Annotated in this window: 14 protein-coding genes and 1 pseudogene; 4 read left to right on the top strand and 11 right to left on the bottom strand. The window is 59.6% G+C overall.

All coding sequences use genetic code 11. The features are described 5' to 3' along the window. Positions 1–61: 61 nt before the first annotated feature. A complete protein-coding gene (locus tag FFS13_RS14305; protein ID WP_137819754.1) occupies positions 62–676 on the bottom strand; it encodes an FMN-dependent NADH-azoreductase in 615 nt (204 codons plus the stop codon). 123 nt (positions 677–799) lie between these two features. On the opposite strand from FFS13_RS14305, the gene FFS13_RS14300 reads away from it, so the two are divergent. Continuing rightward, positions 800–1,708 (top strand): LysR substrate-binding domain-containing protein, encoded by a 909-nt coding sequence (locus tag FFS13_RS14300; protein WP_137819753.1) that lies wholly within the window; start codon positions 800–802, stop codon positions 1,706–1,708. 44 nt (positions 1,709–1,752) lie between these two features. Further along, positions 1,753–2,106, top strand: coding sequence for an MmcQ/YjbR family DNA-binding protein (locus tag FFS13_RS14295; RefSeq protein WP_137819752.1), 354 nt, complete (start codon positions 1,753–1,755; stop codon positions 2,104–2,106). Between the two features lie 120 nt (positions 2,107–2,226). Here the strand turns inward: FFS13_RS14295 and FFS13_RS14290 are convergent, their stop codons facing one another. The 5 genes from FFS13_RS14290 to FFS13_RS14270 all read right to left on the bottom strand — a co-directional run bounded on the left by FFS13_RS14290 (position 2,227) and on the right by FFS13_RS14270 (position 6,949). Beyond that, the gene (locus FFS13_RS14290; protein WP_137819751.1) at positions 2,227–3,303 is read right to left on the bottom strand and encodes an extracellular solute-binding protein; all 1,077 of its coding nucleotides are present in this window, start codon (positions 3,301–3,303) and stop codon (positions 2,227–2,229) included. A gap of 78 nt (positions 3,304–3,381) precedes the next feature. Next, on the bottom strand, positions 3,382–3,723 hold the full coding sequence (locus tag FFS13_RS14285) for a cupin domain-containing protein (RefSeq protein ID WP_137819750.1): 342 nt from the start codon (positions 3,721–3,723) through the stop codon (positions 3,382–3,384). A gap of 51 nt (positions 3,724–3,774) precedes the next feature. Further along, entirely contained in the window at positions 3,775–5,181 is a 1,407-nt protein-coding gene (locus tag FFS13_RS14280; RefSeq protein WP_137819749.1) for an FAD-binding oxidoreductase, read from the bottom strand. Positions 5,182–5,231: 50 nt separating this feature from the next. Further along, positions 5,232–6,068, bottom strand: coding sequence for an AraC family transcriptional regulator (locus FFS13_RS14275; protein WP_137819748.1), 837 nt, complete (start codon positions 6,066–6,068; stop codon positions 5,232–5,234). A 50-nt stretch (positions 6,069–6,118) separates the two neighbouring features. Then, positions 6,119–6,949, bottom strand: coding sequence for an undecaprenyl-diphosphate phosphatase (locus FFS13_RS14270; RefSeq protein ID WP_137819747.1), 831 nt, complete (start codon positions 6,947–6,949; stop codon positions 6,119–6,121). A gap of 213 nt (positions 6,950–7,162) precedes the next feature. Between FFS13_RS14270 and FFS13_RS14265 the strand changes: the two are divergent. Together FFS13_RS14265 and FFS13_RS14260 are read left to right on the top strand one after the other, a co-directional pair. Then, positions 7,163–7,385, top strand: a pseudogene (locus tag FFS13_RS14265) (methyl-accepting chemotaxis protein); the annotation flags it as partial. Between the two features lie 10 nt (positions 7,386–7,395). Next, on the top strand, positions 7,396–8,010 hold the full coding sequence (locus tag FFS13_RS14260; RefSeq protein ID WP_137819746.1) for a hypothetical protein: 615 nt from the start codon (positions 7,396–7,398) through the stop codon (positions 8,008–8,010). Positions 8,011–8,320: 310 nt separating this feature from the next. On the opposite strand, the gene FFS13_RS14255 is transcribed toward FFS13_RS14260, so the two are convergent. From FFS13_RS14255 to FFS13_RS14235, 5 genes are all read right to left on the bottom strand, one after another. Further along, positions 8,321–10,327, bottom strand: a complete 2,007-nt coding sequence (locus tag FFS13_RS14255) for a nucleoside-diphosphate sugar epimerase/dehydratase (protein ID WP_137819745.1) — start codon at positions 10,325–10,327, stop codon at positions 8,321–8,323. A gap of 214 nt (positions 10,328–10,541) precedes the next feature. Next, on the bottom strand, positions 10,542–11,552 hold the full coding sequence (locus tag FFS13_RS14250; protein ID WP_137819744.1) for a glycosyltransferase family 4 protein: 1,011 nt from the start codon (positions 11,550–11,552) through the stop codon (positions 10,542–10,544). Beyond that, positions 11,549–12,514, bottom strand: coding sequence for an SDR family oxidoreductase (locus tag FFS13_RS14245; RefSeq protein ID WP_137819743.1), 966 nt, complete (start codon positions 12,512–12,514; stop codon positions 11,549–11,551). Before FFS13_RS14245 ends, FFS13_RS14250 begins: the two co-directional genes overlap by 4 nt. Before the next feature lie 19 nt (positions 12,515–12,533). Beyond that, positions 12,534–13,661 (bottom strand): non-hydrolyzing UDP-N-acetylglucosamine 2-epimerase, encoded by a 1,128-nt coding sequence (wecB, locus tag FFS13_RS14240; protein WP_137819742.1) that lies wholly within the window; start codon positions 13,659–13,661, stop codon positions 12,534–12,536. Beyond that, positions 13,654–14,664: a polysaccharide biosynthesis protein gene (locus FFS13_RS14235; RefSeq protein WP_137819741.1), complete on the bottom strand. Its 1,011-nt coding sequence runs from the start codon at positions 14,662–14,664 to the stop codon at positions 13,654–13,656. The genes wecB and FFS13_RS14235 overlap by 8 nt, the downstream gene beginning before the upstream one ends. Positions 14,665–14,675: the final 11 nt, after the last annotated feature.

The raw sequence follows: 14,675 nt of genomic DNA, 5'->3' as shown, positions 1-14,675 counted from the left end.
ACGCATGAATAAAAACGCCCCGTTTCGACGGGGCGTTTTTATTCATGTGCTGCTGTGTGACTCAGGCAACGGCAGCGGCGAACAGCTCACTGACCTGCCGATTAGCCGCACTCAAGGCATTGGCGCGCGGCTCTTCGCCGTAGGCCAGGCCATGGGCGCGGATGATTTCAATGTCGGTGATGCCGAGGAAACGAAGCACCACCAGCAGGTAATCTTCATGAGCCACGCCAGTCGGCTGGCCCGCGTGCAGCCCGCCGGAGGTGGAGACGATCACCACCTTTTTACCGCCGGCCAGGCCTTTCGGGCCATTCTCGTCGTAGGCGAACGTCTTGCCGGCCACCGCGATGCGGTCGATCCAGGCTTTCAACTGGGTCGGCACACTGAAGTTGTACATCGGCGCGCCGATCACTATGGCATCCGCCTCCAGGAACTCTTGCAGGGTCGACTCAGCCAGTTCGACTTCGTGCTTCTGCGCGGCATCCCGCAGCTCAGCTGGAGTACCCCCAGCCACCAGGCTGGCGGACGACAAGTGGCTCAGGGCATCGCCGGCCAGGTCGCGGTAGCTGACCTTGGCCGCCGGCTCTGCTGCCTGCCAAGCTGCCACCACGGTCTGGCTGAGCTGGCGCGAAGCGGATGCGTCGCCGAGGATGCTGGAATCGAGGTGCAAAAGTTTCATGGCGTTCTCCCAAGTAGGAATCGCGGGCTGGCGATCGAGTGGGACAAAGCCTACCAATGAAACCAATAGCGTATTAGCTGGTGAAAATGTGATAGTTCGTCCCACTCATAGGACGATAAAGCCATGCAAGACCTTAACGATCTGTTCTATTTCGCCAAAGTGGTGGAAGCCGGCGGCTTTGCGGCTGCTGGCCGACTGCTGGGCATCCCCAAGTCGCGGCTGTCACGGCGCATCGCCGAGCTTGAAAACCGCCTGGGTGCGCGCCTGCTGCAGCGCAGCACCCGCAAATTGTCGCTGACCGATATTGGTGAGCGTTACTACCGCCATTGCCAGGCCATGCTGCTGGAAGCCGAGATGGCCGATGAAGCCGTCGCCACCCTTTCCAGCGAGCCGCGCGGGCGCCTGCGGGTGTCCAGCCCAGTGGTGTTGGCGCAGTCCTACCTGCCGCAGATCATCACTGACTTTCTCAGCGCCTACCCGCAGGTGCAACTGGATATGCTGCTCCTCAATCGGCGCGTCGATCTGCTCGGCGAAGGCATAGATGTGGCGCTGCGCGTGCGCGATGAGGGCGATGAAGACCCGGCGCTGATCGCCCGCAAACTGCGCCCGGCGTTGGCCGTATTGGTCGCGGCGCCTTCACTGCTTGTCGGGCAGAGCATCGAAAAACCGCAGGATTTGAGCAAGCTGCCGGTTCTCGGCGCCCTGGAAACCGACCGCAAGGTGCATTTCCGCCTGCTCGGCATGGATGGCGGAAAACGCGACATAGCCCTCGAGGCCCGCCTCGGTATCGATGATTTTCTCGTGCGCAAGAACGCCGCGCTGGCCGGCCTGGGGCTGACCATGCTGCCGTCAATGTATTGTCAGGAGGAGCTGGCGGATGGTCGACTGCAACAGCTGTTACCCGACTGGACACTGCCCAGCGGCTATTTACAGGCGGTCTATCCGCATCGACGCGGCATGTCGCCCACGGTACGCGCCTGGATCGATCATCTGACCGAGGCCTTCAAGAGTGACTGGACCCAACCGGTATGAGCAACCTGCCGCTAACCGAATCAGCTCTCGACTTGGAGTCAAGCATGACACCCGCCGCCGTCGCCTCGTTCCTGCTGCAACTGCCCGGCGTCCGTGAAGACCTCAAGTGGGGCAACAACCGGGTGTTTTCCATCGCCGGCACTAAGATGATCGCCATCCTCGACTTTCTCGGCGATGGCCTGGCGTTCAAGGTGGATAGCGAACTGTTCCTCGGCTATGTCGACCGCCCCGGTATTCGCCCGGCGCCCTACCTCGCGCGCGCGCACTGGATCAGCATGACGGCGCCCTACCCGCTGAGCGAGGCGGAGCTGAAAGACTTGCTCACCCGCTCCCATCAACTGGTGGTGCGCAAGCTGCCGAAGATCCGCCAGGTTGGTTTACTGCTCGACCTGGACTGATCGGCCTGGGCCTTGATCAGGCTTACCCAGTGAGATGTGGCCGACGAGGCATGCGCCTCTCTTTGCCCGTCGGCAAAGACCGCCCTGCGCCAGCGAGAACAGCTGACGCAGGGCAACGACTCAGTTACCTGACTTGATCTTGCTCCACAGACGGGTACGGACGCGGTCGATATTCAGCGGCATGGCTTCCAGGGCGAATAGCGCGGTCATGGTGCCTGCGCTGGGGTAGACCTTGGTATCGGCCTTGAGCTCGGTGCTGACCAACCCATCGGCTTTCTCGTTGCCGTTGGCGTAGCGCACATAATCACTGATCTTCGCCATCACTTCGGGGCGTAGCAGGTAGTTCATGAAGGCGTAGGCCGCTTTTTCATCCGGGGCATCGGCGGGCATGGCCACCATGTCGAACCACATAGGCGCACCTTCTTTGGGGATCGAGTAGATGATATCCACGCCATTCTTGGCTTCTTTGGCACGGGTTGCGGCTTGCATGATGTCGCCGGAGAAGCCCACCGCTACGCAAATCTCGCCGTTAGCCAGATCGCTGACGTACTTCGAGGAGTGGAAGTAGCGGATATAAGGACGCACCTGCATCAAGGCCGCTTCGGCTTTTTTATAGTCCGCCGCATTCTTGCTGTGATGCGGCAGGCCCAGGTAGTTGAGCGTCACCGGCAGCAATTCCGGGCCATTGTCCAGAATGGCTACGCCGCACTGGCTGAGCTTTTTCATGTTCTCTGGCTTGAGAATCAGGTCCCAGGAGTCCAGCGCCACATCGTCGCCGAGCACGGCCTTGACCTTGGCCACGTTGTAACCGATGCCGGTGCTGCCCCACAGATAGGGGAAGCCGTATTGGTTGCCCGGATCGTTGCTCTCCAGCGCTTTGAGCAGCACCGGATTGAGGTTCTGCCAGTTCGGCAGTTGGCTCTTATCCAGCCTCTTCAGCGCACCGCCCTGGATCTGCCGCGCCATGAAGTGGTTAGACGGAAAAACCACGTCATAGCCGGATTTGCCGGTCATCAACTTGCCGTCGAGGGTTTCGTTGCTGTCATAAACGTCGTAGGTGGTTTGAATGCCGCTTTGCGCCTGAAAGTTTTTCAAGGTATCCGGGGCGATATAGTCGGACCAGTTGTAAATCTTGACGGTTTCAGCGGCCTGACTCATCGAGGCCATCAGCATCAGTGGTGCTATCAGCTTTCGCATGTTTATCCCTTACTTTGATTTTGTTGTGGTTAAGGATTTTGTGGTTAGCGGTTGCTTGAAGCGGTGCTTACAGCGGCTTCAGAAAATCAGCACGTAGGTCTTGCGTACCGTTTCGTGGATATCCCAGATACCGGTGCTGTTGGCCGGCAGCATCAACGCATCGCCAGCCTGGATCTGCAGGGGTTCGCCGCCGTCAGGGGTGAAGGTGCAACGGCCCTGGATGAAGTGGCAAAACTCCTGCTGCACGATTTGCCTGCGCCAGCGCCCGGGCGTGCACTCCCAGATGCCGGTCTCGACGCCATCGGGTCTTTCCACGCTGGTTGTCGAGGCGATGGCGATGGTCTCGCTCAAGGGCACGGCTACCGGTGCAGAGTCGGCAAGGGCCACGCTGGCGGTGCTTTTAAAGTGGGTGATGCTCATGGTTCGAGTACCTTTTTGTTGATCGTCCGCTAGTCAGTAACCAGCGGGGTTCTAGCGCATGAAACCTTCCATGAAGTCCGCCAGGCGGCTGGCGAGCTTGCGTCTCCAAACGGGGCTGTGGGGGTTGACGAGCACCTGATCCTCATGCACGAAACTGCGGATGATGGCGTTGTAGCCAAGCCAGCGGCAGGGCTCGGGCTCCCAGGCTTTCAGCGCCTGAATGGCGTCGTCCTTGAGCACCCAGGGCTGGCGGGTGAGCAGGCTGTCCTGGGCCAAAATCAAATCCGCCAGGGTCCGCCCGCCGAGGTTGCTGGCGCCCACGCCTTCACCGCCATAACCACCGGACAGCGCGATGCCATTCTTGCGGTCGCAGAGCATGTGCGGGTGGAAACGCCGCGACATGCCCAGGTTGCCGCCCCAGGAATGGGTGATTTCGACGTCTTTCAACTGCGGGAAGAGTTCGCCGAACAGGTAGCGGCGCAAGCCGACTTCGTCCTCGCTGAGATTGAAGTCATAGCGCAGTTTGCCGCCGAACCGATAGCCCCCGCGGGCGCCGAACACCAAGCGATCATCGGCGCTGCGCTGGCCGTAGGTGACCTGACGGCTACTCTCGCTAAAGGCCTGGCCGCGATCCAGGCCGATCTCGGCCCAGGTGGCGGCCGGCAAGGGCGCGGTCGCGACCAACAGGCTTTGCACCGGTAGCTGGTAATGCCCCAAGGGCGGCAGGCTGGCCGCATAGCCCTCCACCGCCGGCACCACCCAGCGGGCGCTGACGGTGCCGCGCGCGGTACGAATCAACCCCGGCTGCCAGTCGGTGACGCGGCTTTTTTCGAACAGTTGGACGCCCATGCGCTCAACGCTACGGGCCAGGCCACGAACCAGTTTGGCCGGCTGGATGGTCGCGCAGTGCGGGGTGTGGATCGCCCCGAAAGGGTTGGCGATACGCAGTTGCTGGCTCAGTTCAGCGGGGCTCAACCAACGATAATCCGCTTCGCTCAGGCCCTGGCCATAGAGGTGTTCCAGCCACTGGCGCAGGCTGGTTTCCTGTTCCGGGTAACGCGCGGCGCAGTACAGCACCCCGGCTTTGCGGTAGTCGCAAGCGATGCCTTCACGCTCGAGCACCGCCGCCACCTCGTCGGGAATGCCGTGCAGCAGGTCGAAGGCAGCGCGCCGCTGCTCGGCTGGCAGGCCGGCAAGCAGGCGATCCTCGCCGAGGATATTGCCCATCAGCCAGCCACCATTGCGCCCGGAGGCGCCAAAGCCGGCGGTCTCGGCCTCGACTATGGCAATGCGCAATTGTGGCGCCTGACGCTTGAGGTAATACGCGGTCCAAAGCCCGGTATAGCCTGCGCCGATGATCGCGACGTCAGCCTCCAGCGCGCCATCCAGAGCCGGACGTGCGCTCAGTTCGTCGTCAAGCTGATCCATCCACAGGCTGATGTTGCGCCAGGCGCTCATTCGGAAACTCCAGGGTTGGACTGTATTCCGAAAGAGACTAGTGGCTCAGCTCAGGGCTTGTCTTGCGCGCGTGCCCGCAAAGAAATTTGCTCGCCGGCATTCAGTTTTAAATAGGCCTTGGGCGACAGCCCGGTGTGCTGGCGAAAGCAGCTATAGAAGGCGGACATGGAATTGAAACCCGCCGCGAAGGCCAGTTCGTCGATCCGTACCGGCTGCGGGGCCGTTGCCAGCGCGGCCAGCAAATGCTGTAGGCGCGCCTGGTTCACATAGCGGTAGAAGCTCTGCCCGAGCACCTGATTAAGCAGGTAGGAAATCTGGTTGCGGCTGTAGCCACTGTTAGTCGCCACTTGTTGCAGATTCAGCTCGGGGTCGAGATAGGGTTGATCGCGCTCGAAATACTGCTGCAGGTCTTGCGCCAGGAAACCCAACTGCCGCGCCGACAGGCCCAGGCGACTGATCGCCGGACGGCTGTCGGCTGCGGCGTTGAGCGCACGACTTTCATGCACCAACGAGGCGTATTCATTGACCCGCCAGATCAGGCCATCGCGCACGGTCAGCGCCTCACTGGCTCGGAACGACACCAGCCCTTCGCCGCCACGCAAGGTGATCCGGTATTGGATAAAGGCTGTGTCCCCATCCAGCCGAATCCGGTCGCTATGTTCCAGCGCCTCTTCCGGGCCACGCGGCATGGTAAGGCGCACGTAGTCGCGCAACTCGGCCAGGTGCATCACGCGGTTCTGGAAGAAGTCGTTGTATTCGATATCCGGGTGATAGAGCGCCATCACCCCGTCGAGATCCCGGCGCTTCCAGCAATAGTGGTAGCGCAGCACGGTTTCGCCGGTAATGGCGGTTTGCTCGGGGCCGTCGAAACGCTCGGTGGGCGACATACTGGTCTCGCTAGACGGATTCAATGGTCCCGCCGGGAGCCTCCGGCACATCAGTGTTGCGCCGTGCTCCAGTCGATCAGGCTGAGCTGCCAGGTCGCCAGAATCAACAGCCCAAAGCCGATGCGATACCAGGCAAACGCCGCGTAGCTGTGGTTGCCGATAAATTTCAGCAGTTGGCGCACCGCCAGCATGGCAAACACAAAGGAGGCGACGAAGCCTAAGGCGAATACCGGAAAATCGCCTGGCTGGAACAGCTCACGGTGCTTGTACCCCGTGTAAACCGCCGCACCGACCATGGTCGGCATCGCCAGGAAGAAGGAGAACTCGGTGGCCGCCTTGCGCGACAAGCCGAACAGCAGGCCACCGATAATGGTGGCGCCGGAGCGCGAGGTGCCCGGAATCAGCGCCAGGCACTGGGCGCAGCCGACCTTGAGGGCGTCCTTCCAGCACATGTCGTCGACGCTCTCGGCGCGGATCACATGCTTGCGGCGCTCGGCCCAGAGCATGACCACCCCGCCTACCACCAGCGCCGCAGCGACGGTAATGGGGTTGAACAGATAATGCTGAATCGCATCGGCAAAGGTCACACCAAGGATAGCCGCGGGAATAAAGGCTATCAGCAGATTGGCGGTGAAGCGCTGCGCCTGCTGTTGTTTCGGCAGGCCGACGACCACATCGAGGATCTTGCGTCGGTACTCCCAGATCACCGCGAGGATCGCGGCGAGCTGGATGATGATGTTGAAGGCCTTGGCCCGCTCGCCGTCGAAACCGATCAAGTCGGCGACTATGATCTGGTGACCGGTGCTGGAAATCGGCAAAAACTCCGTCAGTCCCTCAACGAGGCCCAAAATCAACGCTTGCGCGGCGGTCCAAAGATCCATGCAATCCCCCGTGGTGCAATGCCACAGGCATCGCGAATCAATCTATTTGGTGGTCGTGCGGCGTAGCGAGTCTAAGACTCGCGGGCAACAAAGTAGGCTCCAAAGCGGAACGACAGACCAGCAGGCGCTTAGGTTTGCCGCTTTGGCGGCCGAAATGCTAACAGACATCCTGAATAATCGCTGCTGCCATTAAGGCCAATAGCGTTGCCCTGCTTCGGCCAGTCACTGCCTAACCTGACCGGCTTGAATGCCTCGATCGCCAGTGCCGGGGCTGCAACAGTCGCACGCAATGGAAAATATCAACCAAACTGTTATCCAGGCGGCTAGTCTGACCCACAACAATGCACTGGCCGCGCAACAGTCCAGCGGCGCTAGCCAACAGCTGAACCAGTTGGCCGAGCAGTTGAACCGTTGGTTAGGGCAATTGCGCGTATGAGAGGGATAGCATGAGCAACATGGAGCACCAGGAAGTCGATCTCAAACAGCCGCAGAATCAGGACCTGATCTGGGATCTGGACAGCATGGCCCGCCGCGAACTGGCCGAGCGTTTCATTCGGCTGTTCGAGAACCGCCTTTGTGTGTACTCGGAATCAGTACGCCTGCTGTATACCAACTACACCCTGCACTTCCCCTGCGATCTCGGCCGCAAGATGGTGGTGCTGCCAGACGCTTATGCCTTTCACGATACCTTGCATGGCATCGAGGCCAGCGCCGTGCGCAAGACCGGGCTTTGCGTGCTGCCGGGAGTGGTCCTGGGCAAACCTGGGCTGTTGCTGACCACGCAAATCAAAGGGGGTGGCCCAGCGCCCAAAACCATGCCGTTCAAGCTAGCCTTGGCGCAGATCATCAGCAGCCAGAAGAAGATCGGCGATGTCTTCCTGCCCATCATGATGAAGGGCGATCTACGCGAGTTCGACCAGCAGATGCCCTACATCCACCTACACCGCCTGCAGGTAAACAAACTCACGCGCCTCTCCGCCTTCGAGCGTGACGATATCCAACAGACCATCACGCGTAAGCTGCTGATGCTCTATCGCCAAGCCGACAGTCTGGCTTGCTAGTTTTTACGCGGCTTGGCTCCAGCCTGTAGCCTTGAACAGTGGTTCGCGGGGCTCAGCTGGCGCGCACGAGCCCAGCGCCCTGGTCGCGTCCCGAAGTCGTTACAGTTTTGTCTGTGAGCGGGCTCAACGCCCGCTGCCGAGGGCCGTTAACCTCTCCTCTGAGACCGCAACGAAAAGTCTTCGAGCGAAGATCAGGCAAGGCGCAACGGAGCGGAGTAACAGCCGAATCCCCCCAGGCACTTTCCGTACAGAACCTAAAGCCGCAGAGTCTAACTTAGCCGCTCCCCCCCTTTGCCAAACGTGCCAACGATCAGGGCTCGATCCGGCGCTGCAGATGTATCCAGTCGACGATCTCCCCTTCCGGGGCATAGCCGTTGACCGTCTCGCGCAGCAACTGACGCACTTTAGCGTAATCGTCCTGCTCAACGGCCTCGAGCAATGCTGCCAGCACCGTCTTGAGAGACTCCCAGGGCAGATGCTCCTCATTGGCGCGCATGATCATCGGGTGATCGGTCGGACTGACGTTATCGCCGATCAGCAATTCCTCATACAGCTTCTCGCCAGGACGCAAGCCGCTGAACTCGATGGCAATATCCCCGTGAGGATTCTTCTCCGAACGCACACTGAGGCCGGAAAGGTGAATCATCTTTTCCGCCAGTTCGAGAATCTTCACCGGCTGGGCCATATCCAACACGAACACATCCCCTCCCTGCCCCATCGAGCCGGCTTGAATCACCAGCTGAGCGGCCTCGGGAATGGTCATGAAGTAACGAGTGATATTGGGATGCGTGACCGTCACCGGCCCGCCGCGACGAATTTGCGCATGAAACCGTGGAATCACCGATCCCGAAGAACCCAGCACATTACCGAAACGCACCATGGTGAAACGGGTCTTGTTGAGCTGATGGACGGCATCCTTGTCGGCAAACAGCACCGGAACCGATTCCCGGCTCAACGCCTGCAAAACCATTTCAGCCAGGCGCTTGGTGCTGCCCATCACGTTGGTCGGCCGCACCGCCTTGTCGGTGGAAATCAGCACGAAATGCTCAACGCCGGCCCGCACCGCAGCCTGAGCGGTGTACAGCGAACCCATGACGTTGTTCAGCACCCCCTCGGCAATGTTGTGCTCCACCATCGGCACATGCTTGTAGGCGGCCGCATGGTAGAGGGTGTCCACCTGCCAGGTCCGCATAATGTCCAACAGCCGCTCTGGATTGCGGATCGAGCCCAGGATGGGCACCAGCCGTAGCGGCAAGGACTCACGCTCGATCCTCTGCTCAAGCTCGGCATGAATGCTGTACAGATTGAATTCGCTGTGCTCGAACAGCAGCAGCGTGGTGGGCTCACTCGCCATGATCTGGCGGCACAACTCGGAACCGATCGAGCCTCCAGCGCCCGTCACCATAACGGTCTGACCACGAATGCAACGTTCGAATAACTCCTGTTGCGGCGGAACCGCATCACGTCCGAGCAAGTCGGCGATATCCACTTCCTGGATGTCATCGACCTTCACCCGGCCACTGGCCAGATCCATAAAGCCCGGCACACTGCGCACATGCAGCGGGAACTGTTCAAGAAGCTCCAACACCTCGCGCCGGCGCCCGCGGGAGGCCGAAGGAATTGCCAGCAAGATCTCCTGCGCCCCCGTATCCTCGATCATCTGCTGGATATGCTTGGGCTTGAACACCCGCAGTCCGGCAATTACCCGATTGGCAATGCCGCTGTCATCGTCGATGAACGCCACCGGGCGCATCGCGCGCCCCATCCGCAAGGCCCCCACCAACTGGTTACCGGCAGCCCCAGCGCCATAGATTGCCACCTTAGGCAAACCGTCAGCACGGTTCATAAACGGCATCGGTTGGCTGGCTGAGAACCAGTCGCCCATAAAGTACTGGCGCATTCCCAGGCGCAACCCGCCGACCATCACCAGGCTCAACCACCAGTAGTTGAACACCAATGAGCGCGGTACAACTTCTGGAGCACCGCGGTACCAATACACCGCGAGCGCGAGAAACAAGGCAGACAGGGTGACAGCCTTGGCGATAGCGAGCAGCGCGTCGTTACCGAAGTAGCGCATCACCGCCCGGTACATGCCGAACTTGACGAACAGCGGGATAGCAATCAGCGGGGCGACCACAAACAGCCAGAGCTGCCCTCCCCACGGCTGAATCAGGTTGTCGGTGCCCAGGCGCACGACAAATGCCAACCACAAAGCGGCCCATACCAGCGCCACATCGGTGGTCACCTGCAACAAGCGCTTGTAACGGCGCGGCAGCCGCAACAGCCCTTCGCGCAACTTATCAGCAGTCCTTAACACAAGAGCGTCCTCGAAATCTTTAACAACCCAATACACAGATCGGCCGCAACGCAGTTAATCTTCAGCGCCAAACACTCAGCCACGCCCGGAATCAACACTGGGTAAACGGCATACCCCACAAGGGTTCCATCCTACTCACTGTTAGCATTCGTAACGCCCAGCAACGAACTCAACCTTGCACTCTCGCCAGGAGAGGGATCAGGGGTGAGGGACACTACTCCCGTTCCCCAGCCTTGAACCTTACCGCCAACCACACCAAGGGTAGGTAAGCCACCAACACTCCCAAGGCGCCATCCACTCCACCAAGCCCGACCCAAAGCGCAATCGGCAGCAACCAGAAAAGGTTCAACGCCCCAACCGCCAGCGTCACCGGCAAGTGCTTGCCAAATTGGCGCGATGCGTACTGGTAAGCATGGCTGCGGTGCGCCTCGTACACCTTATCGCCCCGCAGCAGCCTGCGAAACAGCGTCCAAGTGGCATCGACGATGAACACCCCGAGTAGGATCAACCAACTCCACAGCAACTGCGGCGCCACCCAGGCGGCTTGCAGCGAGAGCACACCCAACGCCATACCGAGAAAGCCACTGCCGGCATCGCCCATAAAGATGCGCGCCGGCGGGAAGTTCCAGAACAGGAAGCCCGCCACCGCCACCGCCAGCGACAAGGGCGCCAGGGCGGTAGCCCCCTCGCCCAGCAACAGATAGAGCAACGCGCCACCCAAGCACACGCAGATCGCCTCGACACTGGCGATACCATCAATGCCATCCATAAAATTATACAGATTGAGCAACCAAACCAGGTAAAACGCCGCCAGCGCATAACCCAGCCAGCCCAGCTCCAGGTCGAAGCCGAAGATCACCAGCGACGGCAAACCACCCAACCAGCCCAGTGCCCAACCGGCACCGATGAAATGCGCCAACAACCGCCAGCGCGCAGCGATATGACCATGGTCATCGAGAAACCCCACCACGGCGATCCAGGCACCCGCGCCCAGCAAGGCCCACATCACCGGCCATGCCATTACACCAACCAAGGCCAATAGAGGCAGCGCTGCCAGAAAACTGAGCACAATCGCCACCCCGCCGCCACGCGGCGTGGGCACCGAGTGCGAACTGCGGCCATTGGGAATATCCATCAGGCTGCGCGCCAAGGCGTATCGGCGCAAGGCGCCCGTCAAAAATACAGAAACGCCGGCCATGGCCGGCAGCAACCACCAGATGCTCATCGAGTTTGATGTTCCAGAAAATGCTTGGCCGTTCTACGCAGCGCTTCATCAACGCTGATCGGCGGAGACCAGTTCAGCAATTCACGCGTCTTGCTGATATCGACCTGTAGCGAGCCGCACAAGCGCTGAGCAACCGCCGTCTTACCCAACAAAGTTGCAGCACGCGCCAGCATCCAGGTGGGAATCGGCAACAGCCGCGCCGGCTTACCCAGCGCCTGCCCCATCCGGCTGAGCAATTGGCTGGTGGACAAATCCTCACCATCGCTGACCAGAAAGGTCTGGTTAGCAGCGGCGGGATGATCGATGCAGGTCACGATCAGATCCACCAGATTGTCCAGCGCCACCAAACTGCGCTTATTTGGGATGGCTCCCAGCGGTAACGGCACCCCCTTGTGCAGCCAACGCATCATGCTCAAGAAGTTGGCTTTCACCCCCGGCCCATAGACCAGCGTCGGACGGATAATCACAACCTCCATCCCAGTTTCGGCGGCAAGCGCACGTAAACCCTGTTCAGCTTCCATCTTGGAAATGCCATAAGGGTCCGCCGGTGCCGGTTGAGCATCGGCAATGTAGGGCGCACCTACTGGCGTGCCTTCGCCGTTGACCTTGATCGAACTGATAAAGATGAAGCGGCGCACACCCGCCTCCGCGGCCTGGCGAGCGAGGCTCAATGTGCCGTCGACATTGACCTTGCGGAACTCGGCAAGCGGGTCGGACGCCTGATCGTGCATGACGTGAACGCGAGCGGCACTGTGAATGACCGCTTCGATTCCCTCCAACGCCTTTCGCCAGTCAGTACCAGCCTCAAGCCCTGCAATCTGCCGGCTCGCAACATGCTCGGGAAGCCCTGATGCTGGCCTACTACGCACCGCCGCGACCAGCTCCAGGTTGACCAAAGTGGACATCCTTTCCAGCAATCCCCGGCCGACGAAGCCGGTGGCGCCGGTCAACAAAACACGCATCTCTTTACCTCGGGAATGCTCAGGCTTTCGACCAGACAGTGCGGTTGATGTAGTCCGTGTAGCTGAGCACTACCCTGACGACCTGCTTCGAAACAGGCCCCGCCTGATAGTCCTTCACCACGGGAATCACGCGCCGGGCACGATCATGCTGGCTGGTCAACACACGCACCGCCTCCAGCACACGTTCCTTTCTCAGGCCACTCATGATCAGTGTGCCCTCATCCATGCCCTCAGGCCGCTCATGGGCATTGCGAATGGTGATCGCCGGCAGGTTCAGCAGCGAAGCCTCTTCGGTAATGGTGCCACTGTCAGAGAGCACGCAGAACGCCGACATCTGCAGCTTGATGTAATCCAACAAACCGAAGGGTTTGACGAAGCGAATCAGCGGATGGTCCAGCGATTCGCCAAGAGCCTCCAAACGTTTACGCGTGCGCGGGTGCGTGGAAACGATGATCGGGTACTGATAGGTCTCAGCCAGCGCTCGCAGAGTTTCCAACAAGTCCCGCAGGTTCTCCGGCGTATCGACGTTCTCTTCCCGGTGGGCGCTGACGATGAAAAACTTATCCTCCTCCAACCCTTCCCGAACCAGCACATCAGACGCCTGGATTCGTGGCATGTAGTAGTCCAGCACCTCCTCCATATGCGAGCCCGTCTTGATGATGGTTTCCGGGCGAATACCTTCGGCAATCAAATAGCGGCGAGCATGCTCGGTCAGCACCATATTGATATCGCTCAAATGGTCGAGCACCTTGCGGTTCAGCTCCTCCGGCACGCGCTGATCGAAACAACGATTTCCAGCCTCCATGTGAAAGACAGGAATTTTCCGGCGCTTGGCCGCAATCACCGCTAAGCAAGTGTTGGTGTCGCCATACAGCAAGAGCGCATCAGGCTTTTCCAGCTCGAATACCTCGTCGGCCTTGGAAATCACCTCGGCGATGGTCTTTGCCGCGGTATCGCCAGCAGCCCCCAGGAAATGATCCGGCTTGCGAATTTCCAGATCATCGAAAAACACTTGATTCAGTTCGAAATCGTAGTTCTGCCCCGAGTGCACCAGAACGTGCTGAACCTGCTTATCCAACTCCGCGATCACGCGGCTCATCTTGATCAGCTCCGGGCGAGTGCCAACCAGCGTCATTACCTTAAGCATCGAGCTGCTCCTGAATGTAATCCAGCTTCAGCAATACATCCTTGATACCTTGAATGTTCAGGCGCTCGGTATTGTGCGAGGTGTAGTCATCCAGTTCGGAAATATGCTGCTCTCCCTCAACGAAGAACTTTTTGTAGTTGAGGTCCCGGTTATCCGCCGGAATTCGGTAATAGCGCCCCATGTCTTCGGCCTTGGCCATTTCCTCGCGGGAAATCAGTGACTCATAAAGCTTCTCGCCATGCCGAGTGCCGATAACCTTGACTGGGTTTTCGCGGGAAAACAGCTCCTTGAGCGCCTGAGCAAGATCCGCCACCGTTGAAGCGGGAGCCTTTTGCACAAAGATGTCGCCCTGCTCAGCATGCTCGAATGCATGCAATACAAGATCGACCGAATCCTCCAGCGACATCAGAAAGCGGGTCATGTTCGGATCGGTTACAGTCAGTGGCTCGCCACTCTTGAGCTGACTGATAAACAGCGGGATCACCGAGCCACGCGAAGCCATCACGTTACCGTAGCGAGTCGCGCAAATAACCGGACCAGACTCTGGAATCATCCGCGATTTGGCGACCATAAGCTTTTCCGCCATCGCCTTGGAGATGCCCATGGCATTGATCGGGTACACCGCTTTATCGGTACTAAGCACTACTACCCGTTTGACGTCTGTGGCAATTGCAGCATTCAGCACATTTTCTGTACCGATGACATTAGTCTTGACCGCCTCCATTGGATAAAACTCGCAGGAAGGCACCTGTTTCAGAGCCGCAGCGTGGAAGATATAGTCAACGCCGACCATCGCCTGTGCCACGCTGCTGTAATCCCGAACATCACCAATGTAGAACTTGACCTTATCGTTCGCCAAGGCGATGCGCATGTCCTCCTGCTTCTTCTCGTCCCGGCTGAACACCCGGATTTCCTTGACGTTGGTATCGAGGAAGCGCTTCAGCACGGTATTACCGAACGAACCAGTACCGCCGGTAATCATCAAGACTTTGTCATCGAACATAAACAGTCACC

This window comes from Pseudomonas sp. 2FG (assembly GCF_005502935.1).
In the GTDB taxonomy this organism is placed as follows: domain Bacteria; phylum Pseudomonadota; class Gammaproteobacteria; order Pseudomonadales; family Pseudomonadaceae; genus Aquipseudomonas.
This window is presented reverse-complemented; position numbering and strand designations above follow the sequence as displayed.

Coding starts and splice junctions, on each gene's coding strand:
- FFS13_RS14305 (WP_137819754.1), bottom strand. CDS start 676: ATGAAACTTTTGCACCTCGATTCCAGCATCCTCGGCGACGCATCCGCT.
- FFS13_RS14300 (WP_137819753.1), top strand. CDS start 800: ATGCAAGACCTTAACGATCTGTTCTATTTCGCCAAAGTGGTGGAAGCC.
- FFS13_RS14295 (WP_137819752.1), top strand. CDS start 1,753: ATGACACCCGCCGCCGTCGCCTCGTTCCTGCTGCAACTGCCCGGCGTC.
- FFS13_RS14290 (WP_137819751.1), bottom strand. CDS start 3,303: ATGCGAAAGCTGATAGCACCACTGATGCTGATGGCCTCGATGAGTCAG.
- FFS13_RS14285 (WP_137819750.1), bottom strand. CDS start 3,723: ATGAGCATCACCCACTTTAAAAGCACCGCCAGCGTGGCCCTTGCCGAC.
- FFS13_RS14280 (WP_137819749.1), bottom strand. CDS start 5,181: ATGAGCGCCTGGCGCAACATCAGCCTGTGGATGGATCAGCTTGACGAC.
- FFS13_RS14275 (WP_137819748.1), bottom strand. CDS start 6,068: ATGTCGCCCACCGAGCGTTTCGACGGCCCCGAGCAAACCGCCATTACC.
- FFS13_RS14270 (WP_137819747.1), bottom strand. CDS start 6,949: ATGGATCTTTGGACCGCCGCGCAAGCGTTGATTTTGGGCCTCGTTGAG.
- FFS13_RS14260 (WP_137819746.1), top strand. CDS start 7,396: ATGAGCAACATGGAGCACCAGGAAGTCGATCTCAAACAGCCGCAGAAT.
- FFS13_RS14250 (WP_137819744.1), bottom strand. CDS start 11,552: ATGAGCATCTGGTGGTTGCTGCCGGCCATGGCCGGCGTTTCTGTATTT.
- FFS13_RS14245 (WP_137819743.1), bottom strand. CDS start 12,514: ATGCGTGTTTTGTTGACCGGCGCCACCGGCTTCGTCGGCCGGGGATTG.
- wecB (WP_137819742.1), bottom strand. CDS start 13,661: ATGCTTAAGGTAATGACGCTGGTTGGCACTCGCCCGGAGCTGATCAAG.
- FFS13_RS14235 (WP_137819741.1), bottom strand. CDS start 14,664: ATGTTCGATGACAAAGTCTTGATGATTACCGGCGGTACTGGTTCGTTC.